Genomic DNA, 22,036 nt, shown 5'->3' on the forward strand with positions numbered 1-22,036 from the left:
ATGCGGAATCGCGGGTGAAACGACGACATCCCGGTCTTGCGCCGAGCCGAAAGCTCAGGCGGAAGCCGGGCCGCTAATCCCTATGATGCGCCGCGCAAACATGGGCTCTCCATAGCAGGGGGGCGGGGGAAGCGCAAAAAGGTTCGGCGGGCCGGTTTCCGGCCTCAATCGATGACGCCAAGCCGCGGAAACGCGTCCGGGGCGGCGGCGAGCATGGCGCGGGCGCGGGCGGAATCGTTGTCCATCTGGCGGATCAGGGCATCCAGGCCCTCGAATTTCAGCTCCTCGCGGATGAAGCCGATAAAGGCGCAGTCGAGCGTCTGCCCGTAGAGATCCCCCTTGAAGTCGAACAGAAAGATTTCCAGCAGCGGCGCACCATTATCGAACGTCGGGCGGCGGCCGAAGCTTGCCACCCCGTCCAGCCGCTCCACGCCGCGGCCGACCCGCACCGCATAGATGCCGTGCTTGAGGCCGCAATTGGCATCAAGGCGGATATTGGCGGTGGGATAACCGAGGTCGCGGCCGCGCTTCTCGCCGTGGATGACCTCGCCGGTGATGAACCAGGGCGCGCCGAGCATGGCCGTGGCCTCGTCGAGTTGGCCTTCGGCGAGCGCGATCCGGATCGCGCTGGAGGAGACCGGCCGCTCGTCGATATCGACATGCGGCTGCACGTCGACCTCGATGCCGAGCCGGGGCGCCTCGTTGACGAGGAGGCTCGGCGAGCCGACCCGACCCTTGCCGAAGTGGAAGTCGTAGCCGACGGCGATTCCGCCGATGCCCAGGCGCCCGATCAGGTCGTGGTGAATGAAGTCTTGCGCGCTGGTCCCGGCGCGGGACTTGTCGAAGGTCATGACCACGGCGCCGTCAAGTCCGGTGCCGGCCAGAAGCCGCAGCTTGGCACGCTCGTCCGTCAGGCGGAATTGCGGGGTGTTGGGGCTGAAAAACCGGCGCGGATGCGGCTCGAAGGTCAATGCCAGCGCAGGGCGGCCATGTAGCCGGCCCATTTCCAGGGCCGCCGCGATTACGGCGCGATGGCCGAGATGAACGCCGTCGAAATTGCCCATGGCGACCACGGCACCCCTTGCAATGGCGGAGTCCGGCGTGGTGTCGCGGATAACGGTAAAATGCGGGGCCATCAGGGGAATCTCGAACCGGCGGGACCGGCCGGGACCGTGGCGCGACGGGCCGGATGAAGTCAAGCGGGAGGGGGCGGCCGCATCGAGTGCGATTTCAGTCCACCGGGGGCGTTCCCAGTTAACGCGCTGTTTAACGCCTTGGTGCTAGTCCTTGGGCGTGGAACCGCGGGGCTCCGGCCCGGCAGGTCCGATCGTAATATTTCCTGGGTTTGCGTTGGGGGAGTCGAGATGGCGGTTGATTTGTCGATGTCGGTTCTGGTGGTTGACGACTACAGCACCATGATCCGTATCATCAGGAACCTCCTGAAGCAGCTTGGCTTCGAGAATATCGATGATGCAAGCGACGGTTCGGCAGCGCTGAACAAGATGCGTGGCAAGAAGTACGGGCTCGTGATTTCCGACTGGAACATGGAGCCGATGACGGGTTACGACCTGCTGCGCGAAGTGCGCGCGGATCCGAACCTCGCCACCACGCCCTTCATCATGATCACGGCCGAATCAAAGACCGAGAACGTGATCGCGGCCAAGAAGGCCGGCGTGAACAACTACATCGTCAAGCCGTTCAACGCGGCGACGCTGAAGACCAAGATCGAGGCGGTCTTCCCGGACATGGCGAGCGCGTAAGGCGCGATCGAAGCCATCAGTTGAATTCGGAAAGCCCGGGCGATTGTCCCGGGCTTTCTGCGTCGGGTTCGTCGTTCCGGAATCGACGCCCCACATCAACCGGGAATGACGATCAACTCGCTACCACTTCAGTTCGCGCATCAGCGCCTTCGGGGGATGGCCGAACAATTCCAGCACCGACGCCGGGTCGAGCTGGTCGAGACCCTCGAACTCCTCGGCATGGATGCCGCGGGTCACGAACAGGCAATCGATGCCGAACTCGCGCGCGCCGGTGAGGTCGGTCCGGACGGAATCGCCGATCGCGAGCACCTTTTTGCGGTCGATCTGGTGGCCCTGGCGTTCGCCGGCGAGCGCCATCGCGCGCTCGTAGATCGGCCGGTGCGGCTTGCCGTAGAAGATCACCTCGCCGCCGAGCTCGCGATAGAGCTCCGCGATCGCGCCGGCGCAATAGATCAGGCGGTCGCCGCGTTCCACCACGATGTCGGGGTTGGCACAAACCAGCGTCAGCTTGCGCTCGCGCGCCTTCAGCATCATGCCGCGATAGTCTTCCGCCGTCTCGGTCTCGTCGTCATAGAGGCCGGTGCAGACGATGTAATCCGCCTCTTCCAGCGGCGCGGTCACCGCATCGAGGCCGCGATAGATCGAGTTGTCGCGCTCGGGGCCGAGCCAGAACATCTTGCGGCCGGGATGGTCGGCGACATAGAGCCGCGTCAGGTCGCCTGAAGACACGATCGCGTCATAGGTCTCGTCGGCGACGCCGAGCTTGCGCAATTGCCGCTGCACGGAGTCGGCCGGGCGCGGCGCGTTGGTGATCAGGATGACCGTACCGCCGCGGCTGCGGTAGGTGTGCAGCGCCTCGCAGGCTTCGGGGAAGGATTCGAGACCGTTATGGACCACGCCCCAGATGTCGCTGAGCACGACGTCCACGCCCGCCACGAGTTCACGCAGGCTTTCGGCGAAATGCAGTGTGGTCATGATGCGTGCGGCCGATCAGATACGTCGCGCGAGCGCGGCGTTGCCGGTGACGCGCTGTGGCGCAGACGCAGCCGACGTCGCGCCTGAGCTGGATATGCCGGAGCCATTGGATCCCTGAATGTCCTGTGCCTGGTTCGGCGCGGCGGTAGCAGATGACCCCTCCGGCCGCAATGGCCGGGGCGGCGCGAACAGGAACCCTGGCCGAACCGCACGTCATAATCGAGCAGGTCGATCACGGCGCGCTCGCCCTCGATCCGCTCGGCGATCAGATCGATGCCGAAGCGGCCGAGCAGGTCGGAGAGATCGGACGGGTGGATGTCCGAGGCCGAAGCCTGCCTGGGGTCGAGCAGGAGCGAGGCCGGCACCTTGATGAAGCGCACGCCGCGATCGGCGAGCTCGCGCGGTTCGATGCGCAAATCGGTGACATGGTCGATCGAGAAACGGAAGCCGCGCTGGGCGAGCGCCGCGAGATTCTCGGTTTCGGCCGGGCCGAGATTGCGGAAGGTGGATTGCTTGAATTCCAGCACCAGCGAGGGCGCCAGCGCCCGATTGGCTTCGAGGAAATCGAGGTATTGCGCGAAGGTCGTGGAATTGCCGAGCGTGGAAGCCGCGACGTTGCAGAACACGCCGACTTCCTTGTTGCGTACCATCAGGCGCCGCAGCACCTGCACGCAGCGCAGCATGACCATGTTGTCGATGCGCCCGATCAACCCGGAGGCCTCCGCGATGCTGATGAACTCCTCGGCCGCGACCAGCTGGTCACGCTCGTCGCGCAGGCGCGTCACGGCCTCGTAGAACCGGACCTTGCGCTGCGGCAGCGACACCATCGGCTGGAGGAAGATGTCGATGCGGTTCTCGTCGATCGCGTTGCGGAGCGTCGCCAGCAATTGGGTCTGGTTGCGGCCGTTGGCGGTCTGAACCGGATTGGCGGTCTGGGTCTGGATCGCCGGTGCTGCCGGCCGCATTGGCGGCGGCGCGGGCGCCGGGGCAGCCGGCCGTTCCTCCTCGAACGTGGCCATCAGGTCGAGCGGCGCGTCCGGCTCCTGCCTTGCGACCGGCGCGGGGGCCGACACTGGCGCGTTGCCGGCCATCAGATCCTCATGGGCCGACACGGTGGTGGCGAGTTGCCTGACCAGTCCGCCGAGTTCGTTGATCTCGCCGACCACCGACTGGATGCGGTCGGAGTTGGCCGAATTGGAAGAGGCGATGCGTGCTTCGATCGTGGCGAGCCGGCGGCCGAATTCGGCGACCTGACGGGCGAGGTCGGCGGTGCCGCGCGAAAGATCGGCGATCTGGCCGCCGACGTCGCTGCGGTCGCGCAGTCGCATCGACACTGCATTGTAGAGGATCAGGAAGGTCAGCGCCGTCAGCGCCACGATCGCGGATTCGGTTCCGCTGATGCCGGCGACCGCGTAGAGCAGGAGCCCGAGCGAGGCGGCGACCAGAACCATGCAGATCGCGATGAAGATCGTCGAAATACGAATCATGCCGCGCGTTACGCCTCAAGAGCTGACTGCCTGACCGGGAAAACACGGGTGGCGTTTCGAACCCGTCACGCCGCATGCTCCCCCAAGCGGCATGACCTTAACATCATTGTTGATTCGAGGGGATAGCGGCCCAATCGCAGAGTCAGGACGGCGCCGCGGCGCCGACCGTGTCGGCCGAGACGGCCTCGCGGGTGCCTAGCGGCTTGGGCGGCCCGGTGGTCGTGTCGCGCAAGGTCTGCCGTTCGATCTCCGAATTCAGCTCAGCCCCGAACATGATGACGATGGCCGACATCCACATCCACATCATCAAGCCGATCGCAGCGCCGAGCGAGCCGTAGGTCGCGTTGTAATTTGCGAATTCGGACAGATACCAGGACAGCAGCGCCGAGCCGCCGATCCAGAGGATCGCGGCCGTCACAGCGCCGGGGCTCAGCCATTGCCAGCGCGGGGCGTCGCGGCTGGGCGCGAAGCGGTAGAGGACGGCGAGCGCCGCAAGGAGAATGACGAACAGCACCGGCCATCGCGCCAGCGCCACGATCAGCTTGCTTTCGGGCGCCATGCCGAGGTGGTTGAGCGCGAGCGGGAAGGCGACGACGGCGCCCACCATCAGCAGCAGGGCAACGATGCCACCGACCGTGAAAGCCAGCGAGACCGTGTTCAGCCGGATGAAGCTGCGCTTTTCACGCTCCTCATAGGCGACGTTGAGGGCGTCGAAGATGGCTTTGACGCCGGCATTGGCGCTCCAGATCGCGAGCACGAGTCCAAACAGGAAAGTGAAACCAAGGGTCGCGCCGCCGTTCGACACGACGCGCGCCACCTGGTCCTCGACGATCTGGAACGCGCCCTCCGGCAGCATCATCGCGAGCGATTGCAGGTTGGAACTGATCGTCGAGGGATCGGCGAACAGGCCATAGAATGAAACCAGCGCCGTGATGGCGGGAAAGATCGCGAGCAGTCCGAAAAAGACGACGCCGCCGGCGGTCGCGAGCAGGCGATCCTCGTCGATGCGCTGATAGGTGCGCCAGAGGATGTCCTTCCAGCCTGCCCACGGGATCGCGAACGGGCTTTTCGCGCGGCGGCCGCGGCCGGGCTGCGAGGCTGCGCCCGTCGGGCTCGTTTCCGGCGAATTCGCCTCGCCGTTGCGGTGGTCTTGCGGAGGTCCCGGCCGGATCAGGCCAGAATCCTGGAAATACCGTTCCGCGGTGAGCACGAACACGGTCGTGGCTGCGACTAACAGCCAGCTGTCGAATTGCTCGGCGCGCCGCATACGCATTTTCAGGTATCCGCTCCGTGGCCGTGACGCCGCCTGCGCGCGGCCGTGATCCCGACCAGCCCAACGGCCGCGAGCATCAGCCCGAGTTGCACGGGCCGGTTGGACCGAGCCGGCCACGTGCTGCCGCCATGTCCTGACTCATGTCCTCGTTCGCCCGGCGCGAGCGGCGCCAGGGAATTGTCGTCGCGACCTCTTTCACCGCCTCCTTCACCGTTCCGCGCGGGATGCGCGGGGTGGCGATAGCCACCCGTAGGCGGCTGGCGAGCGGCACGATCGGCTTGGTCTTGCGCTTCATCTGGGCCATGGCCACGCCGGCGCAGGCGGCGGCCAGGACCAGGAGCACAGCGCCGACGGCGCCGAACCCCCAGAATTGCCCGTAATGGATTGCAATCCAGCGGTACAGGGCGATCAGGCCGACGAAGAAGGCTGCGACGACGAACAAGCCCGCAACCGCGAGCAGTCCGGCCGCAGCCCCGTACGACGTCATGCGCCCTGTGGCCTGGTTGCTCCGGTCGCGGGCATAGGACTGGGCGGCGCGCTTGAGATGGTTGAGCTTGAGCGCGACGCCGGCGCGCAGCAATTCGCCCGATGGCGCAAGCATGCAGTTATCCTCCGAGTGCGAGAAAATTCGTCGGGGGATGAACGTGGCGGTATTTGACTTGTTCCGACGAGGTCTGCCCGCCGTGATGGATCAGCCGAGATCGGCTGCCGCGATCCAGAACACTTCGCCCTCGGAGTCCTCGGTGTCGAGCCAGAGCAGCGGCAATTCAGGAAAGGCCTCGTCAACCAATTCGCGGCCGCGGCCGATCTCGCAGATCAGCCCGCCATGCGGCGTCAAATGGCCGGGCGCATCGCGCAGGATCCGGCGCACCACATCGAGACCGTCGGCGCCGCCGTCGAAGGCGAGCTTCGGCTCGGCCCGGCACTCGGGCGGCAGCGCCGCCATGCCTTCGGCGTCGACATAAGGCGGGTTGGTGATGATCAGGTCGTATTTGGTGTTACCGAGTGGGGCGAACAGGTCGCCGCGATGCAGGCTGATCCGGCCATCGAGCCCGTATTCGCCGACATTTCGTCTGGCGACGTCGATCGCGCCCTTCGAGATATCGACGGCATCGATCGTGGCGTTCGGGAAATGATGCGCGGCGAGGATCGCGAGGCATCCCGATCCCGTGCAGAGATCGAGCACGCGCTCGACGGCGCTGGAATCGTCGATCAGCGAGCCGGCTTCGCCGTCGCCGCCGAAATGCGACTCCAAGAGTTCACCGATGAAGGAGCGCGGAACGATGACGCGCTCGTCGACATAAAACGGCAGGCCGCGCATGTAGATCTTGTTGACGAGATACGCGGCCGGTTTGCGCGTAGTGACGCGCTGATGAACGAGATCGATGATGGTCCTGCCCTCGGCGGTCGTGACGCGCGCGTTGGCAAAAATCTCGAACTGCTCGGGATGCAGATGCAGGGCTTCACAGACCAGGAAAGCCGCTTCCGCGACCGGATCGGGCGTGCCATGGGCAAAGGCGAGCTTGGTCTCATTGAAGCGGCTCACGGCATAGCGGACGAAATCGATCAGCGTGAGAAGCTCGCCGGGGGCCACTTTCGCGAGCTTTGGCGCGGCGCGGCCGCGCACGGCCTTTTTGGATGTTGTTGCCATCAGGATCGGGTCCAGCGTGCGGCGGCTTCGTCGTCGCGGGCCTGGGCCTCGACCCAGCCGGTGCCGGTGGCGCTCTCTTCCTTCTTCCAGAACGGCGCGTTGGTCTTGAGATAATCCATCAGGAACTCGGCTGCCTGGAACGCGGCCTGGCGGTGCTGCGAGGCGGTCAGCACCAGCACGATGTTCTGGCCGGGCATGAAACGGCCGACGCGATGGATCACCGTGACGCCGCTGAGAGGCCAGCGCGAGATGGCCTCGTCGGCATGGCGCCTGATCTCTTCCTCGGCCATGCCGGGATAATGCTCCAGCGAGAGCGCGGCGATCTTCGCGCTGTCTTCGTCGCTGCGGCAGATGCCGGAAAAACTCACGACCGCACCGATGTCGGTGCGGTTCCCGGTCAGCACCGCGATCTCGCGTGCGATGTCGAAATCGTCTTGCTGGATACGGATGGTGACGGGGCAGGTGGTGACGGGCATGGCCTAGCCGCCGGTCATCGGCGGGAAGAACGCGATCTCGCGAGCGCCCGCGATCGCGGCGTCCGACTTGACGTGGGCATGGTCGATCGCGGTGCGGATCACCTTCGGCTTCTCGAACGCATAGGCGTAGGCTTCGCCTTGGCCGGACAGCCAGGCGATCAGCTCCTCCACGGTGCGCACGGTCGCGGGCGGCTCGATCGTCTCCTCGGCCTTGCCGACGCGCTCGCGCACCCAGGCGAAGTACTTCACCTTCATCCCTCATCCTCCTTGATGAGGTGATGGATGCCGGCCCCGAAATAGTCGTAGCCGGTGTACATGGTGAGGATCGCCGAGGCCCAGAGCAGCGCCAGCCCGATCATCGAGACCATGGGCACGACCTCATCGCCGGCCGGACCAGCCAGCAGGAAGCCGATGGCGATGAGCTGAACCGTCGTCTTCCATTTCGCAAGCTTGGTCACGGGCACGCTGACACGCAGCGCGGCAAGATACTCGCGCAGGCCCGAGACCAGGATCTCGCGGCACAGGATCACGATGGCGGCCCACAGCGACCAGCCGTGAATGATGCCGTCGGCGGCCAGCATCAGCAGGCACGAGGCGACCAGAAGCTTGTCGGCGATCGGATCGAGCATGCGGCCGAACGCCGATTGCTGATTCCAGATCCGTGCGTAATAGCCGTCGAGGTAATCGGTGACCGCAGCCGCGATAAAAATGGCGACGGCGACCCAGCGCAGCCACAGCGGGCCGTCCATGATCGACTGTGCGTAGATGCACCCGACCACGACCGGGATCGCGGCGATCCGGCCGTAGGTCAGGATGTTCGGGAGGGACATCGCGCGGCTGGTCGTCCCTCGTGTCGTGGCGATGTTCATCCGTCCTACCAATACCGCTGCAGCCTGAAGGTCAACCGTTCCGCTCCCCAAATGGGGTGCGGGATGCGACGACCATATGACCGCGGCCCCCCTTTTATTTCACCCCGGCTGGGGATGGAAATACTCGAAAATCCTGCGGGCGCTCTCGGCGCTCACCCCCGGAACCTTACCGAGATCGGTGATCGAGGCCCGTTCGATCTCCTTCAGGGTTCCGAAATGATGCAGCAAGGCACGTTTGCGTGACGGACCGATGCCAGGAATCTCCTGCAAGCCGGCCTCGCGGATGTCCTTCTTGCGCAGCTTGCGGTGCGAGCCGATGACGAAACGGTGCGCCTCGTCCCGCAGCCGCTGGATGAAATAGAGCACGGGGTCGCGCGGCTCCAGCTTGATCGCCTCGCGCTCCGGCATGAACAGGGTCTCGCGGCCGGCATCCCGGTCCGGCCCCTTGGCCACCGACATCAGCGCCACCTGGGTCAGGCCGAGATTTGCAAAGATGTCCCGGACCGCGTTGAGCTGGCCGCGGCCGCCATCGATGATCACGAGATCGGGCCATTGCGGGAAGTCGTCGTCCTTGGCTTTGGCCGCGTTGTCCTCGGGTGGATTGATCAAGCGCTTGAAACGGCGTTCGAGCACCTCGCGCATCATCCCGTAATCGTCGCCGGGCGTCAGGCCCTCCGACTTGATGTTGAACTTGCGATACTGGTTTTTCACAAAACCGTCCGGGCCGGCGACGATCATGGCGCCGACTGCGTTGGTGCCCTGGATGTGGCTGTTGTCGTAGACCTCGATCCGCTTCGGCGCATGCGTCAGGCTCAGGGTCGTGGCCATGGCGTCCAACAGGCGGCTCTGCGTCGCGGTGTCCGCGAGCTTGCGGCCCAGGGCCTCGCGCGCGTTGGTGAGCGCGTGGGTGACGAGCTCCTTCTTCTCGCCGCGCTTCGGCATGGACACTTCGACCTTGCGGCCCGCCTTGATCGACAGCGCGTTGGCAAGCAGCTCGCTCTCCTCGATCTCGTGCGAGAGCAGGATATTCCTCGGCGGCGGCTTGTCGTCATAGAACTGGGCGAGGAAGGAGCCGAGCACCTCTTCCGGCGTATATGTCTTCTCCGCGCGCGGGAAATAGGCGCGGTTGCCCCAGTTCTGCCCGGTGCGGAAGAAGAACACTTCGACGCAGGAGAAGCCGCCCTCCTGGTGGATGGCGAACACGTCGGCTTCTTCCACCGTGCGCGGATTGATGCCCTGCTGCGACTGGATCGCGGACAGCGCAGCGAGGCGGTCGCGGTAGAGCGCGGCGCTCTCGAATTCGAGCTCGCCGGAGGCCTTCTCCATCTCCGCGGCAAGCTCCTGCTTCACCGCATGGCTCCTGCCGGACAGGAAGTCGCTCGCCTCGCGCACCAGGGTCGTGTAGCCGGGGAAGTCGATCTCGCGGGTGCAGGGGCCGGCGCAACGGCGGATCTGGTAGAGCAGGCAGGGCCGCGAGCGACTCTCGAAGAAGGAATCCGTGCAGGAGCGGATCAGGAACGCGCGCTGAAGTGCGGTGATGGTGCGGTTGACGGCGCCGGCGGAGGCGAACGGGCCGAAATAGCGACCCGGCCGCGTCTGCGCGCCGCGATGCTTCAGGATCTGCGGCGCCCAATGGTCGCCCGTGATCAGGATATAGGGAAACGACTTGTCGTCGCGCAGCTGCACGTTGAAGCGCGGCCGAAGCTGCTTGATGAGGTTGGCCTCCAGCAGCAGGGCTTCGGTCTCGGTGTGGGTCGAGATGATTTCCACGGTCACCGTGGCGGCGATCATGCGCAGGATGCGCGCCGGCTGCGGCGCACTCTGGCGCGCATAGTTCGACAGGCGCTTTTTGACGTTCTTGGCCTTGCCGACATAGAGCACGTCGGCATTCGCATTGAGCATGCGGTAGACGCCGGGCGAGGTGGGGGCGAGGCGCACCGCGCGTTCGATCGCCTCGTGGCCGGTCGCCAGCGGCTCTTCGCCGACGGTGCCGCTCTCTTCCAGGATGTCCGGCAGCCGCGCATCGTCCTCGTCGTCGCCATTCGCAGTGGCGGGATCGAGGTCCGGCGGCGCGGCTTCCGTTTCCTGGGGCGGGACGTCGGGTGCTTTGCCGCGCACGGGTTTGCGTACGCGTGCGTCGTCCGGATTGTCGGGGGAATCGTGAACCATGGTGCGAATTTAAGCGCTGCGGGTGTCGATTTGAAGTTCCGGCCGAGCGGCACGCACAGGATGGCGGCGCAGTTCCCGGTAACGCTTGCTTAAGCCTGTTAACAGCGCGGTAACCCGGCTTAACAGGCCTTTAACTTAAAACTCTCGATAAATCTTATGCGAAAAATGGTGGTTCCGTAACCATGCGGTTTTGCCTCGCGCGGCGGCGCGGGCATCGCAGCGGTGACGGGAGTTGCGTTGGAGTGTGTGATGAAGAGGCTCGTTGTGGGCGCAGCCGCGTTGGCTGCGGTCGGCTGGACGGCTTCGGCAGAGGCCGCCGATCTCAATTACGGGCAGCGTGCGCCCTACACGGTCAATCAGCCGCTCAATGCTTATAGCTGGGCCGGTCCGTATCTCGGTGGCAATCTCGGCTACGAATGGGGTTCGGTGAGCAACAATCCCGCAAAACCGTCGGGCTTCGTCGGCGGCGTTCAGGCCGGCTACAATTTCCAGAACGGCCCATGGGTGTTCGGCGTCGAGGGCGACATCCAGGCCGCCGGTGCCGACGACACCTTCGCGCCGTGGAAGTTCTCCAATCCGTGGTTCGGCACCTTGCGCGGCCGCGCCGGCTACGCCTTCAGCAACGTGCTGTTCTACGGCACGGCGGGCCTCGCCTTCGGCGAGCTGCGCGCGCAGACGTTCGGCTGGACCGAGTCGCACACCAGCGCCGGCTGGACCATCGGTGCCGGCGCGGAAGTTATGTTCGCGCCGAACTGGAGCGCCAAGCTCGAATATCTCTATATCGATCTGTCGACGAGTCAGTTCGCGATTACGGGCGTGTCAAACGGCTATAGCGCCAGCGTTGTGCGCGCAGGCGTGAACTATCACTTCTGATAGCTAAAGAAGAAAATACCGGACCAACCTCCCGGCCGCTTGCGGCCGGGATTTTTTTGACGCTTGGCTCGCTAGGGAAGGATGACCAAATCGACCGCCTTCGGCCCCTTGCCCTTCTTGTCCGGTTCGACTTCGAAAGTAATACGCTGTCCTTCGGCAAGGTCCTTCAGTCCGGCCCGCTCCACAGCAGTAATATGTACGAAGACGTCGCGGCCCCCGTCGTCCGGTTTGATGAATCCGTAGCCGCGCTCACCGTTGAAAAACTTGACCGTTCCCGTCATGGCCATCGGGAAACTCCCCCTCATTGCTCCTCCGTCGTGACGCAGACGCGCGTCACGACATGACCGGGCCTTACGAAGCCCGGGAGCTGGCCATCCTTCGGCAGACCATTCGGTCCGACTGGATCTTTCTTAGGCCTTCACTCCGCCGCAACCATTCGCGGAAGCGGAACGTAAAGCCAGTCACCGCAACAGCATAATACGGTTCTCTGCAGATTGACTACCGCTCCTGCATATTTTTCCCAAGAATGCCGGAGTGTTACGGTCTCGGCACCTCCAATCGGAATCTGGCAGCGCCACCCTGGCCGAGCGGCATTTCCAGCTCCGGCAGGATCGTCTTGAGTTCGCCGTGCAGCGTGTAAGGCGGATTGACGATCAAGAGCCCGCTGGAGGTGAGGGCTGCGCCGTCGGCTTGCGGCGCCACGCTGAATTCGAGGCGCAGGCATTTTCCCGGCGGCTTTGCTGCGGCTGCGAGCCGCGCCACTGATTGCACCAGCGTGTCGGTGGCGCGTCGGCTCTTGGCGGGATACCAGATTACATAGATACCGGTCGGCCATTTCGCGAAAGCCGCCGAGAAGGCCTCTGCGAGCTTTTCGAACTCGTCCTTTGCCTCGAAGGGCGGGTCGATCAGAACGAGCCCACGCCGTTCCTTCGGCGGCACGAAAGCCGGCAGCGCCATCCAGCCGTCGAGGTCGACCACGCGGGCCTGTTCGTCGCGGCGCAGTACGCCGATCAGCGCCTTGCGCGCCTTCGGCTCGAGCTCGCAGAGCAAGAGGCGGTCCTGCGGCCTCAGCAGGCCGCGTGCGATCAGCGGCGAGCCCGGATAGGCCTTGAGCTCGCCCTTCGGATTGAAGGCGCGGACGATGTCGAGATAGGGCTTGGTCAGCGCCATGGCGTCGTTCGACAACCGCGCCTGCATCAGCCGCGCAATGCCCGTCAGCCACTCGCCGCCCCGGCGCGCTTCGTCGCTTTCGAGATCGTAGAGGCCAGCGCCGGCATGGGTGTCGATGACGCGGAACGCACCCGGCTTGTCCTGGAGATAGGTGATGATGCGCGTCAGCACGATGTGCTTGATGACATCGGCGAAGTTGCCGGCATGGAAGGCGTGGCGGTAATTCATGCAAGAGCACTACGCCACGTGACGGCCCGAGCAAAGAGGCACGACGCCTGGGCTAGCCACCCCGGATCGGCGGCATCGTCACCTGGTCGCGGCGGCAGGCGCGGCGGTCGATCTCCTCGCAGGCGCGGAATTGCAGGTCCTTGCTGAGGCAGATGCGGACTTCCGATAGCCGCGTCCGGTTGCAGGTGATCGAGACGGCGGCATTGCTGAGGCCCGGATTGGCCTTGATGAAGGCTTCCTCCACCTCCGCCGGCGCCACGGTCTTGGCCTGCGATAGATCGAGATATTCGGCTGGAATCTTGATCGCGGCGCGCGCCTTGCGGATCGTCTCGAAATAGCTGCGGTCAGCGAGCCCCGAGCAGGTGCCGTGCTTGTCCCACTCATTGAAGATCAGCCCCGGCGCCGGCATCAGATCGAGCATGGAGGAGACGATGCTGCGGTTCAGCCGCGGCGAGGGCCGCTGGCAATATTCCGGAAATCCGCTCTCATATTGCGGCCACAAACCATGCACCACGAAAGCGTAGGGCCGTCCGCTGCACTGGGTCTGCGAGCGGCCGCCGCGCTCCGCCGCCTCCTCGCAGAAAGAGGGCGACCAAGACAGTGACAGCACATAAAAATCGAATTCGCCGGGCGTGTTCTGCCGCTTGTCCTGGGCCTTTGCGCCATGGGCCAGCGCAGCCAGCCCGGCCGCAAGCGTTAGCGAGATCATCAGGCGGGAGAACGAATGCAATCTGGAATGAAACATGGCGACGCCCCTCAACTAGACTGTGCAGGCAAGCCTAGCAGGCGATAAGAACATTTCAAGAACAAAATGCGGGCGACCGTCGTTCGGCCGCCTGATCGGTCCGGATCAGAACGTTTCAATTACTGTTTGGCGGCGCGGCAGGCCGGGTTGTAGGCCCAGTTGCGGTCGAGCCCGACCACGCACCATTCGACGCCCTGGCCGTAGCCGGCGAAGCCGCCATCCTCGACGATCGAGAAATGCACCTTGCGCATCTTGCCGTCCGTGAGCATGGCCTCGCCGGTGCAATAGCGGCGCGGGATGTTGTCGGATGCCCAAGGCCGGAACGCGGTCTCGTGAACGGCGGCGAAGCCGGTGATCTTCAACGAGGAATTCCAGAACGAGCTTTCTTTCTCCCAGAACTGGCTGGCGATCGTCGGCAGCGCCCTGTCGCATTCGGAGACGTTGCCGTCATAGCGCGGCCCGCTCAGCCAGAAATTCAGCTCCAGCGGATTGGCGGCCCTGGCCTCGCCGAGCGACAGCGCCCCGAACAGGAGGCCGAGCACGGCGGCAAAGCGGAGCGATTTCAGGAAGGTCGAGGCGCGCATGGATGATCCAGACAGCATGATCTGCAAGGGTCGGACGGTGCCGTGAAGGCCGGGGAGGTCAAGTGCAGCGCGGCAACACTTGCCGACGAGTTGACCGCAATGCTGCGTTGGACCGGCCATCCGTTCTTTCCACCGCCGCGCCGACACCGTAAACTGCCGCCAACCAATCGGAGTGACGGGAATGCAGATCATTGCGGCCGCGGGCCTACTTGCCTTGGGTATGATGGCGAGCCAGTCGGCGCATGCCGATCTCCTTCCGGTGCCTCCGTTCAAGGGCAACGACACCGGCGGCATCATCGCCTATTCGATGGCAACCCAGGTCGATGCGCGGCAGGTCGCGGTCGATCACTGCGCGCGCTATGGCAAAGTCGCCAAATTCCTGGCGGTGCAGGCCTATGAGGGCGGCTACATCTCGTTCTCCTGCCGCTGGGTGCCCTATGGCGCCGCCGACCAGCCGATCCGCACGCTCTACTGAGGCGCTTTCGCACGCCGCTACCTCTCAGCCGGGAACTTCCCACATGACGCGCAAACTCGCTTTGCTCGGCTCCGCCCTTTGCCTCGTGTTGTCGGCAGGCAGCGCTCGCGCTGACGACCTGCCGGTGCGTAAGGCGGGGCTGTGGGAATTGAAGATGGTCCGGACCGGCACGCCGGTGCCCGAGATGACCATGCAGCACTGCACCGACGAGACCGTCGACAAGGAAATGAACAACAACGTCTCGCCGATGGCCAAGCAGATCTGCGCCAAGCAGGACATCAAGAAGACCGCGACCGGCTATGTCAGCGATTCCGAGTGCAATGTCGCCGGCATCAGCACGACTTCGCATGCTGAGATCACCGGCGATTTCAATTCGGCCTATACGGTGAAGACGTCGTCGCACGCGCAAGGCGGCGCCGCCGGCGCGGCAGGCCGCGACACGACCATGCAGCTCGAAGCGAAATGGCTGGGAGCCTGCAAGCCGGACCAGAAGCCCGGCGACATCGTGATGCCCGGCGGCTTCAAGATGAACGTGCGTGACATGGACAAGCTGAAGGCGCTGCTGCCGAAGTAAGGCTCTTCCCCTCTCCCCTTGTGGGAGAGGGTGGCTCGCCGCGCAGCGGCGAGACGGGTGAGGGGTTTGTCTCCGCGTGTGACTCTTTTCGCTTTGAATTCGCGGAGAGAGACCCCTCATCCGGCGCTTCGCGCCACCTTCTCCCACAGGGGGAGAAGGGAAGAGGCAGCTACACCGGTATCCGCACGCTCGCCCTTAATCCGCCCATCGGACTGTCGCCAAGCGTGATGTCGCCGCCGTGCGAGCGGGCGATGTCGCGGGCGATCGCGAGGCCAAGACCTGTGCCGCCTTCATCCTGGTTGCGGGCGTTGTCCAGCCGCAGGAACGGCTTGAACACCTCTTCGCGCAGATGGGCGGGAATGCCCGGCCCGTCATCGTCCACCGTCACCGTCAAATAACGGTGATCGCGCTGGCCGGTGATGGCGATGCTCTTGCCGTAGCGGGCGGCGTTGGTGACGAGGTTGGCGAGGCAGCGCTTGAATGAGGCCGGCTTCACCGTGACCACGGGCAGCCCGTTGAACGCAACGGTCGCCGTGTGGCCGTGGCGCTCGGCGTCGCTGCGCAGCTCCTCGAGCGCCTGGGCCATGTCGGTCGGCTGCGACTGCTCGCCGGAATCGCCGCGGGCAAACGCGAGGTAGTCCTCGAGCATCATCGACATCTCGTCGACGTCCTTGCGCATGCCCTCCATTTCGGGGCTGTCGCCGATCAACGCCAGCTCGAGCTTGAACCGCGTCAGGATCGTGCGCAGATCATGGCTGACGCCGGCTAGCATCGCGGTGCGTTGCTCCATCGTTCGCTCGATGCGCGACTTCATTTCGAGGAAGGCGACCGACGCGCGCCGCACCTCGCGCGCGCCACGCGGGCGGAAATTCGGCGCCTCGCGGCCCTTGCCAAAACTTTCGGCGGCGTCGGCAAGTCGCAGGATCGGCTTGATCTGGTTGCGCAGGAATAGCACCGCGACGATCAGCAGGATCGAGGACGTGCCGACCATCCAGAACAGGAAGATCTCCGAGTTCGAGGCATAGGCGGCGCTGCGCTGCGCGAACACGCGCATCACGGCGTCGTCGAGCTGGATCCGGATCTCGACGAGGTTGGAGCGGCCGACCGTGTCGATCCAGAAGGAGCGCCCGATCTGGCGGCCGAGCTGCACCGACAGCGTCTGGTCGAGCAGCGAGAAGAACGGCTTTGGTCCCGGCGGCGGCATGTCGCCGGCCGGGAGGAAATCGACGACGAGGCCCAGGCGCTGCTGCGCGATGCGGCGGATCTGGTCGCGATCCTTGTCTTGCGGGTAGCCCTTGTAGACGTCGATCAGCGCGGCGATGTCCTGCACCACCGCGGCCGACAGGCGGCGTGTCACCGTGTTCCAGTGCCGCTCCATGAACACGAAGGCGACCACCGATTGCAGGATCACCATCGGCACGATCATGATCAGCAGCGCACGCGCATAAAGGCCGGTCGGCATCCAGCCCTTGAACGCATTGCCCATCCAGCCATTGGCGGCGGAGACGCGGCCGGCGGCGCTCTTCAAAAGCGTCAGGCCGGTATCGATCGTGCTCATCGGTGGCGGTTCACTCTTTATGGCGAGGCTACCAGCCGGTAGCCGATGCCGCGCACGGCCTGGAGGAACAGCGGATTGGCGGGATCGGTCTCGATCTTGCGCCGCAGGCGGTTGATCTGCACGTCGACGGCGCGCTCGTTGACGCTGCCATTGCCGGTCAGCGCGCTGCGCGGCACGGTCTCGCCCGGTGTCTCCGACAAAATCCGCAGCATCTCGCGCTCGCGGTCGGTGAGGTGAATGACGTCTTCGCCCTGACGCAATTCGCCGCGGTCGAGGTGATAGATGTACGGGCCAAACGCGATCTTCTCGACCGCAGCGGCCTGTGGCGGCGGCGCGGCGCGCTTGAGGATGTTGTTGATGCGCAGCGCAAGCTCGCGCGGCTCGAACGGCTTTGCGACGTAATCGTCGGCACCGATCTGCAGGCCCTCGATGCGCGCTTCGGCTTCATGCCGCGCCGTCAGCATCACGATCGGCACCGAGGACGAGGTCCGGATGAAACGGGCGAGATCGAAGCCGGTCTCGCCGGGCATCATGACATCCAGGATCAAGAGGTCGAAGTGCAGGCCCAAAAGCTTGGAACGGGCATCGCTAGCGCTCGCGGCGGTCGAGACGCGATAGCCTTCGCCGGCAAGGAAGCGCGAGAGCAGATCGCGGATGCGGCGGTCGTCATCGACCAGCAGGAGATGCGGGGCATCGTCTGCGGGACGTGCCGGCGGGCGTGCGAGCGTGGCAGCGAGCGGCACGGTCACTCCTTGTCCTGATTGACGGTGGCAAAGATCGTCTCGAGCACCTTGTCCGGATCGTCGCGGTCGATCATCGCGCGCAGGAAGCGCTTGACGGTCTCGGCATCCTGCGGCGCCATCTCGGCAAGCGCCTTGGTGATGCGCGTGGTCTGGAGGCCGGCGAGCTTCTGCACCAGCGCCTCGCCCTTCGGTGTCGCAAACAGCAGGCGTTGGCGGCGATCATTGTCGCCGGTCTTCTGCACGATATAGCCCTCGTCCAGGAGCTGCTTGAGCACCCGGCCGAGCGATTGCTTGGTGATGCGCAGGACGTCGAGGAGGTCGGCGACCTTGAGGCCGGGATAACGATAGACAAAGTGCATGACGCGGTGATGGGCCCGGCCGAAGCCGAACGCCTCCAGCTCCTGGTCGGGATCGCCGACAAAATCGCGATAGGCGAAGAACAGCAGTTCGATGATATCCCAGCGCAAATTGCCTCCGTCGTCTGCGGCCGGCCGCGGCCCGGCTGCGTCTTGAGAAGGAGTCGCGAAATTTATGTCAGGCATATTGACGTATCTTGGTCTCAATGTTACAAAACGATCAGCCCGCACGAAATTTTAGATCGTTTCGCGTCGGGTGGGCGTCGAAGCAAGGCGGCCGCAGTGGGCCGGACAGGCGGCAACGGCCGGAGCAGATCTACCGTGCGATGTCGAACGGCATTTCGGCAAAACATACTGGACTTCCGTCTTCCGCAAAAGCATGTCCTCCGTGACATGCTGGCCACGGAAACCGGCCGTAACAAGGCTGGCGGCGGTCCGGCCAGAAACCAATCGAGCCAGCCGGGCCCAAATCGGGGCAGGCGGGTGCCACAACGGCGCCGCTACCGGCAGCGGGAGGCAAGGACATGAGCATGAAATTCGACATCCAGCCCGCATCCAATCCGACCTCCGAGAAGGATCGGGTCGCCAAGCTGGTGGACCCCGGCTTCGGGCGGGTCTTCACCGATCACATGGCGGTGGTCCGCTACAACCAGGCCAAGGGCGGCTGGTACGAGGCGCGTGTCGAGGCCCGCGCCAATTTCCAGCTCGATCCGGCCGGCGCCGTCCTGCACTACGCCCAGGAAATTTTTGAAGGCCTCAAGGCCTACAAGCGCGACGACGGCGGCGTGAACCTGTTTCGCCCCGATGCCAATGCCCGGCGCTTCAAGGACTCGGCGGACCGCATGGCGATGGCGCAGCTCCCTGAAGACGTCTTCATCGAGGCGGTCGAGCAAATCGTGCGCATCGATCGCGCCTGGATGCCGGGCGGCGAGGGCAGCCTTTACCTGCGCCCCTTCATGATCGCGAGCGAGACCTTCCTCGGCGTCAAGCCGTCGTCCGAATACATTTTCGCGGTGATCGCCTCGCCGGTCGGCTCCTACTTCAAGGGCGGCCCCGCGCCGGTCTCGATCTGGGTGTCGGAGAATTACACGCGCGCTGCCGTCGGCGGCACCGGCGCCGTCAAATGCGGCGGCAACTATGCCGCAAGCCTGCGTGCGCAGGCCGAGGCGATCCAGCACGGCTGCGACCAGGTCGTCTTTCTCGATGCAATCGAGCGCCGCTACATCGAAGAGCTCGGCGGCATGAATGTGTTCTTCGTGTTCGACGACGGGTCGCTCTCGACGCCGCCGCTCGGCACCATCCTGCCGGGCATCACCCGCGACTCCATCATTGCGCTGGCCAAAGACGCCGGCAAGACCGTGCGTGAGGAGCCGTACTCGCTCGACCAGTGGCGCAAGGATGCGGCCAGCGGCAAGCTGAAGGAAGCGTTTGCCTGCGGCACCGCCGCCGTGATCTCGCCGATCGGCACGGTGCGCTCGGTGAGCGGCGATTTCGAGATCAGCGGCGGTGCCGCGGGCCCCGTCGCCATGGGCCTGCGCAAGCAGCTCGTCGACATCCAGTACGGCCGCACCAACGATCCGCACAACTGGATCCGGAAGGTGGATTGAGGCCCTTCTTCCTTCTCCCCTTGTGGGAGAAGGTGGCGCGAAGCGCCGGATGAGGGGTTCTATCCGCGAGTTCAAGGGTCAGTTGGACTCGCGGATAGAACCCTCACCCGTCTCGCCGCTACGCGGCGAGCCACCCTCTCCCACAAGGGGAGAGGGGAAAAGGGCATCGCTGGTTGGCTTTTCTTGCCATGAACGCGTCACCCTGATCGTGCGACAAAGTCCGAGACCTCCAATACCTGGACATCGAGTCTACCGGACATCGCTATCATGACATCCACTCTTCCCCAGTCCCTGAAATGGGTCGTTCTCGCCGCAATCACCGGCGTCACCGTCTTTGGCATCCTGACCATCGGCCCCACGCCGGACGTCTCCGCTGAGGGCCGTTCGCCCGTCGTCGACGTGCGCACCACCGATCCGGAGATGAACACCGCGATCGCGCGCGCCCGCGGCACGCTGCCGACCTTTTGGGCCTCCTACGAGGCGCCGAAGCCGTCGGAGACAGGGCATGCCCTGAAGGTGCACTTTTCGACCCGCAAAGGCGGTGAGCACATCTGGATGGCCGAGGTGAAGAAGCTACCCAATGGGGCCTATTCCGGCCTCTTCGCCAACGAGCCACGCGATCTGGCCGGCAAGCGGGCAGGCGATAAGGTCGAATTCACTGAAGCCGACATCTCGGACTGGATGTTCATGCGCAACGGCAAGATCGTCGGCGGCGAAACCATCAAGCCAACGCTGAAGTCGCTGCCGAAAGCGGATGCCGACGCGCTCCGGGCGCGGATGGAGCAGCCGTAAGCGATTACCCGGCAGTTGCCGCATCACGCGTCGGCTGGTAAATGCCGCGCATGGCCGAAAAACCCAAAAATCCCAGAAACTGAAGGCGCGCCTGCCGCGCGGGCTCGAGGATCGCGATCCCGCCGCGATCCGGGCGACGCGCGAGATGGTGGAAAAGATCCGGACCGTGTACGAACTCTACGGGTTCGAGCCGGTGGAAACGCCGGCGATGGAATACACCGACGCGCTCGGCAAGTTCCTGCCCGACCAGGATCGTCCGAACGAGGGCGTGTTCTCGTTCCAGGACGACGACGAGCAGTGGATCAGCCTCCGCTATGATTTGACCGCGCCGCTCGCCCGCTATGTCGGCGAGCGATACGGGACCGACGGTCTTGTGTTGCCCTACCGCAGCTACCGCGTCGGCTACGTCTTCCGCAACGAGAAGCCCGGCCCCGGCCGCTTCCGCCAGTTCATGCAGTTCGATGCGGATACGGTGGGATCGGCCACGCCGGCGGCGGACGCGGAGATCTGCATGATGGCCGCGGACACGATGGAAGCGCTAGGCATTGCGCGCGGCTCGTATGTCGTCAAGGTGAACAATCGCAAGGTGCTCGACGGCGTTCTGGAAGCCATCGGGCTCGGCGGCGAAGAGAACGCAGCACGCAGACTGACGGTGCTGCGCGCGATCGACAAGCTCGACAAATTTCCCGCCGAGGAAGTTCGCAAACTGCTCGGTCCCGGTAGATGGGATGGCGGCGAAGAAGGCAAGGGCGACTTCACGAAGGGCGCCAATTTGAGCGCGTCGGAGGCTGACGTCGTTCTCGCCATCACCAAACCGCGCGACGATTGGAAAGAGGCGATCGCCGCGGCGGAGGTCTATCTCGCCAAGAGCGAAGTCGGTCAGGCCGGCGTGAGCGAGCTGGAAGAGATCGCGAAACTGGTGACGGCGTCGGGGTACGGCGCGGACCGCATCAAGATCGATCCCTCCGTGGTGCGCGGTCTCGAATATTACACGGGCCCCGTCTACGAGGTCGAATTGCTGCTCGAGACCAAGGATGACAAGGGCCGCCCGGTCCGCTTCGGCTCGGTCGGCGGTGGTGGCCGCTATGATGGTCTCGTCTCGCGCTTTCGCGGCGAGCCGGTGCCGGCGACCGGATTCTCGATCGGCGTGTCGCGGCTTCAGGCCGCGCTGACTCTGCTTGGCAAGCTCGACACGCGGCCCGAGTTCGGCCCCGTCGTCGTCACCGTGTTCGACCGCGACCGCGTCGCCGACTATCAGAAGATGGTCGCATCGTTGCGAACCGCCGGCATTCGCGCCGAACTCTATCTCGGCAATCCCAAGAACATGGGCAACCAGCTCAAATATGCCGATCGCCGCAATGCGCCCTGCGTCATCATCCAGGGCTCGGATGAAAAAGCGCGTGGCGAGGTGCAGATCAAGGATCTGATCGAGGGCGCGAAGGCGGCGGCCGCGATCGCTTCCAACCAGGAATGGCGCGAGAGCCGCCCGGCGCAGTTCTCGTGCAGCGAGGCCGACCTCGTCGCCAAAGTGCGCGAGGTGTTGGCGCGGCATGACGTGAGCTGGGGCTAGCCATTCGCTGACGTCGCCATGCCCGGGCTTGTCCCGGACATCTACCTCCTGTTTGATGGCGCCCGTCAATGGCCGGTGTCCGGCCCCAAGGGGAGAGAAAA

The 22,036-nt window shown here is 64.8% G+C and carries 22 protein-coding genes and 2 pseudogenes; 7 read left to right on the forward strand and 17 right to left on the reverse strand.

Annotation, left to right across the window (positions count from 1 at the left end):
• Positions 1 to 164: 164 nt before the first annotated feature.
• A complete protein-coding gene (locus tag AB3L03_RS22630) occupies positions 165 to 1,136 on the reverse strand; it encodes a bifunctional riboflavin kinase/FAD synthetase (protein WP_204512379.1) in 972 nt (323 codons plus the stop codon).
• A 228-nt stretch (positions 1,137 to 1,364) separates the two neighbouring features.
• Here AB3L03_RS22630 and AB3L03_RS22635 point away from each other — a divergent pair, with 228 nt between their 5' ends.
• Positions 1,365 to 1,760, forward strand: coding sequence for a response regulator (locus tag AB3L03_RS22635; RefSeq protein ID WP_007596883.1), 396 nt, complete (start codon positions 1,365 to 1,367; stop codon positions 1,758 to 1,760).
• A gap of 120 nt (positions 1,761 to 1,880) precedes the next feature.
• Here AB3L03_RS22635 and AB3L03_RS22640 read toward each other — a convergent pair whose 3' ends face one another.
• From AB3L03_RS22640 to uvrC, 9 genes and pseudogenes are all read right to left on the reverse strand, one after another.
• Positions 1,881 to 2,735 carry a TIGR01459 family HAD-type hydrolase gene (locus tag AB3L03_RS22640; RefSeq protein ID WP_018453486.1) on the reverse strand — a complete coding sequence of 285 codons (855 nt, stop codon included), beginning with the start codon at positions 2,733 to 2,735 and terminating at the stop codon, positions 1,881 to 1,883.
• 15 nt (positions 2,736 to 2,750) lie between these two features.
• Positions 2,751 to 4,222, reverse strand: a pseudogene (locus tag AB3L03_RS22645) (EAL domain-containing protein).
• A gap of 142 nt (positions 4,223 to 4,364) precedes the next feature.
• Complete coding sequence (locus AB3L03_RS22650) at positions 4,365 to 5,495, reverse strand: YihY/virulence factor BrkB family protein (protein ID WP_204512378.1); 1,131 nt, start codon at positions 5,493 to 5,495, stop codon at positions 4,365 to 4,367.
• A 2-nt stretch (positions 5,496 to 5,497) separates the two neighbouring features.
• A pseudogene (locus tag AB3L03_RS22655) lies at positions 5,498 to 6,096 on the reverse strand (phage holin family protein).
• A 90-nt stretch (positions 6,097 to 6,186) separates the two neighbouring features.
• Positions 6,187 to 7,146: a 50S ribosomal protein L3 N(5)-glutamine methyltransferase gene (gene prmB, locus AB3L03_RS22660; RefSeq protein ID WP_368507065.1), complete on the reverse strand. Its 960-nt coding sequence runs from the start codon at positions 7,144 to 7,146 to the stop codon at positions 6,187 to 6,189.
• Entirely contained in the window at positions 7,146 to 7,622 is a 477-nt protein-coding gene (locus AB3L03_RS22665) for a molybdenum cofactor biosynthesis protein MoaE (RefSeq protein ID WP_018453491.1), read from the reverse strand. Before AB3L03_RS22665 ends, prmB begins: the two co-directional genes overlap by 1 nt.
• Positions 7,623 to 7,625: 3 nt before the next feature.
• On the reverse strand, positions 7,626 to 7,877 hold the full coding sequence (gene moaD / locus AB3L03_RS22670; protein ID WP_027565391.1) for a molybdopterin converting factor subunit 1: 252 nt from the start codon (positions 7,875 to 7,877) through the stop codon (positions 7,626 to 7,628).
• A complete protein-coding gene (pgsA, locus tag AB3L03_RS22675) occupies positions 7,874 to 8,491 on the reverse strand; it encodes a CDP-diacylglycerol--glycerol-3-phosphate 3-phosphatidyltransferase (protein ID WP_007596859.1) in 618 nt (205 codons plus the stop codon). The genes moaD and pgsA overlap by 4 nt, the downstream gene beginning before the upstream one ends.
• Positions 8,492 to 8,590: 99 nt before the next feature.
• Positions 8,591 to 10,660 (reverse strand): excinuclease ABC subunit UvrC, encoded by a 2,070-nt coding sequence (uvrC, locus tag AB3L03_RS22680; RefSeq protein WP_204512374.1) that lies wholly within the window; start codon positions 10,658 to 10,660, stop codon positions 8,591 to 8,593.
• 249 nt (positions 10,661 to 10,909) lie between these two features.
• Here uvrC and AB3L03_RS22685 point away from each other — a divergent pair, with 249 nt between their 5' ends.
• Complete coding sequence (locus tag AB3L03_RS22685; RefSeq protein WP_085383808.1) at positions 10,910 to 11,533, forward strand: outer membrane protein; 624 nt, start codon at positions 10,910 to 10,912, stop codon at positions 11,531 to 11,533.
• A gap of 71 nt (positions 11,534 to 11,604) precedes the next feature.
• Here AB3L03_RS22685 and AB3L03_RS22690 read toward each other — a convergent pair whose 3' ends face one another.
• The 4 genes from AB3L03_RS22690 to AB3L03_RS22705 all read right to left on the reverse strand — a co-directional run bounded on the left by AB3L03_RS22690 (position 11,605) and on the right by AB3L03_RS22705 (position 14,260).
• A complete protein-coding gene (locus tag AB3L03_RS22690) occupies positions 11,605 to 11,820 on the reverse strand; it encodes a cold-shock protein (protein ID WP_007614865.1) in 216 nt (71 codons plus the stop codon).
• Between the two features lie 250 nt (positions 11,821 to 12,070).
• Positions 12,071 to 12,931 (reverse strand): 23S rRNA (adenine(2030)-N(6))-methyltransferase RlmJ, encoded by an 861-nt coding sequence (locus AB3L03_RS22695; protein ID WP_018453496.1) that lies wholly within the window; start codon positions 12,929 to 12,931, stop codon positions 12,071 to 12,073.
• A 52-nt stretch (positions 12,932 to 12,983) separates the two neighbouring features.
• A complete protein-coding gene (locus AB3L03_RS22700) occupies positions 12,984 to 13,676 on the reverse strand; it encodes a ribonuclease T2 (RefSeq protein ID WP_085350075.1) in 693 nt (230 codons plus the stop codon).
• A gap of 119 nt (positions 13,677 to 13,795) precedes the next feature.
• Entirely contained in the window at positions 13,796 to 14,260 is a 465-nt protein-coding gene (locus AB3L03_RS22705; protein WP_027565385.1) for a hypothetical protein, read from the reverse strand.
• Between the two features lie 181 nt (positions 14,261 to 14,441).
• Here AB3L03_RS22705 and AB3L03_RS22710 point away from each other — a divergent pair, with 181 nt between their 5' ends.
• Positions 14,442 to 14,735 carry a hypothetical protein gene (locus AB3L03_RS22710; protein WP_368507066.1) on the forward strand — a complete coding sequence of 98 codons (294 nt, stop codon included), beginning with the start codon at positions 14,442 to 14,444 and terminating at the stop codon, positions 14,733 to 14,735.
• Between the two features lie 43 nt (positions 14,736 to 14,778).
• Positions 14,779 to 15,309 (forward strand): DUF3617 family protein, encoded by a 531-nt coding sequence (locus tag AB3L03_RS22715; RefSeq protein WP_085350072.1) that lies wholly within the window; start codon positions 14,779 to 14,781, stop codon positions 15,307 to 15,309.
• Positions 15,310 to 15,478: 169 nt separating this feature from the next.
• On the opposite strand, the gene AB3L03_RS22720 is transcribed toward AB3L03_RS22715, so the two are convergent.
• The 3 genes from AB3L03_RS22720 to AB3L03_RS22730 are packed head-to-tail and all read right to left on the reverse strand — an operon-like array spanning position 15,479 to position 18,152.
• A complete protein-coding gene (locus AB3L03_RS22720; protein ID WP_018453501.1) occupies positions 15,479 to 16,867 on the reverse strand; it encodes an ATP-binding protein in 1,389 nt (462 codons plus the stop codon).
• Between the two features lie 17 nt (positions 16,868 to 16,884).
• The gene (locus AB3L03_RS22725; protein WP_018453502.1) at positions 16,885 to 17,616 is read right to left on the reverse strand and encodes a response regulator; all 732 of its coding nucleotides are present in this window, start codon (positions 17,614 to 17,616) and stop codon (positions 16,885 to 16,887) included.
• Positions 17,613 to 18,152, reverse strand: a complete 540-nt coding sequence (locus AB3L03_RS22730) for a MarR family winged helix-turn-helix transcriptional regulator (protein ID WP_007596846.1) — start codon at positions 18,150 to 18,152, stop codon at positions 17,613 to 17,615. Before AB3L03_RS22730 ends, AB3L03_RS22725 begins: the two co-directional genes overlap by 4 nt.
• Positions 18,153 to 18,490: 338 nt before the next feature.
• On the opposite strand from AB3L03_RS22730, the gene AB3L03_RS22735 reads away from it, so the two are divergent.
• The 3 genes from AB3L03_RS22735 (at position 18,491) to hisS (ending at position 21,935) form a co-directional block, all read left to right on the forward strand.
• Entirely contained in the window at positions 18,491 to 19,573 is a 1,083-nt protein-coding gene (locus AB3L03_RS22735; RefSeq protein WP_026232543.1) for a branched-chain amino acid aminotransferase, read from the forward strand.
• Positions 19,574 to 19,840: 267 nt separating this feature from the next.
• Positions 19,841 to 20,365 carry a YegJ family protein gene (locus AB3L03_RS22740; RefSeq protein WP_368507067.1) on the forward strand — a complete coding sequence of 175 codons (525 nt, stop codon included), beginning with the start codon at positions 19,841 to 19,843 and terminating at the stop codon, positions 20,363 to 20,365.
• Positions 20,328 to 21,935 (forward strand): histidine--tRNA ligase, encoded by a 1,608-nt coding sequence (gene hisS / locus AB3L03_RS22745; RefSeq protein WP_368507068.1) that lies wholly within the window; start codon positions 20,328 to 20,330, stop codon positions 21,933 to 21,935. The genes AB3L03_RS22740 and hisS overlap by 38 nt, the downstream gene beginning before the upstream one ends.
• The last annotated feature ends 101 nt before the right edge of the window (positions 21,936 to 22,036 follow it).

The sequence above is a fragment of the Bradyrhizobium lupini genome, assembly GCF_040939785.1.
GTDB lineage: Bacteria > Pseudomonadota > Alphaproteobacteria > Rhizobiales > Xanthobacteraceae > Bradyrhizobium > Bradyrhizobium canariense_D.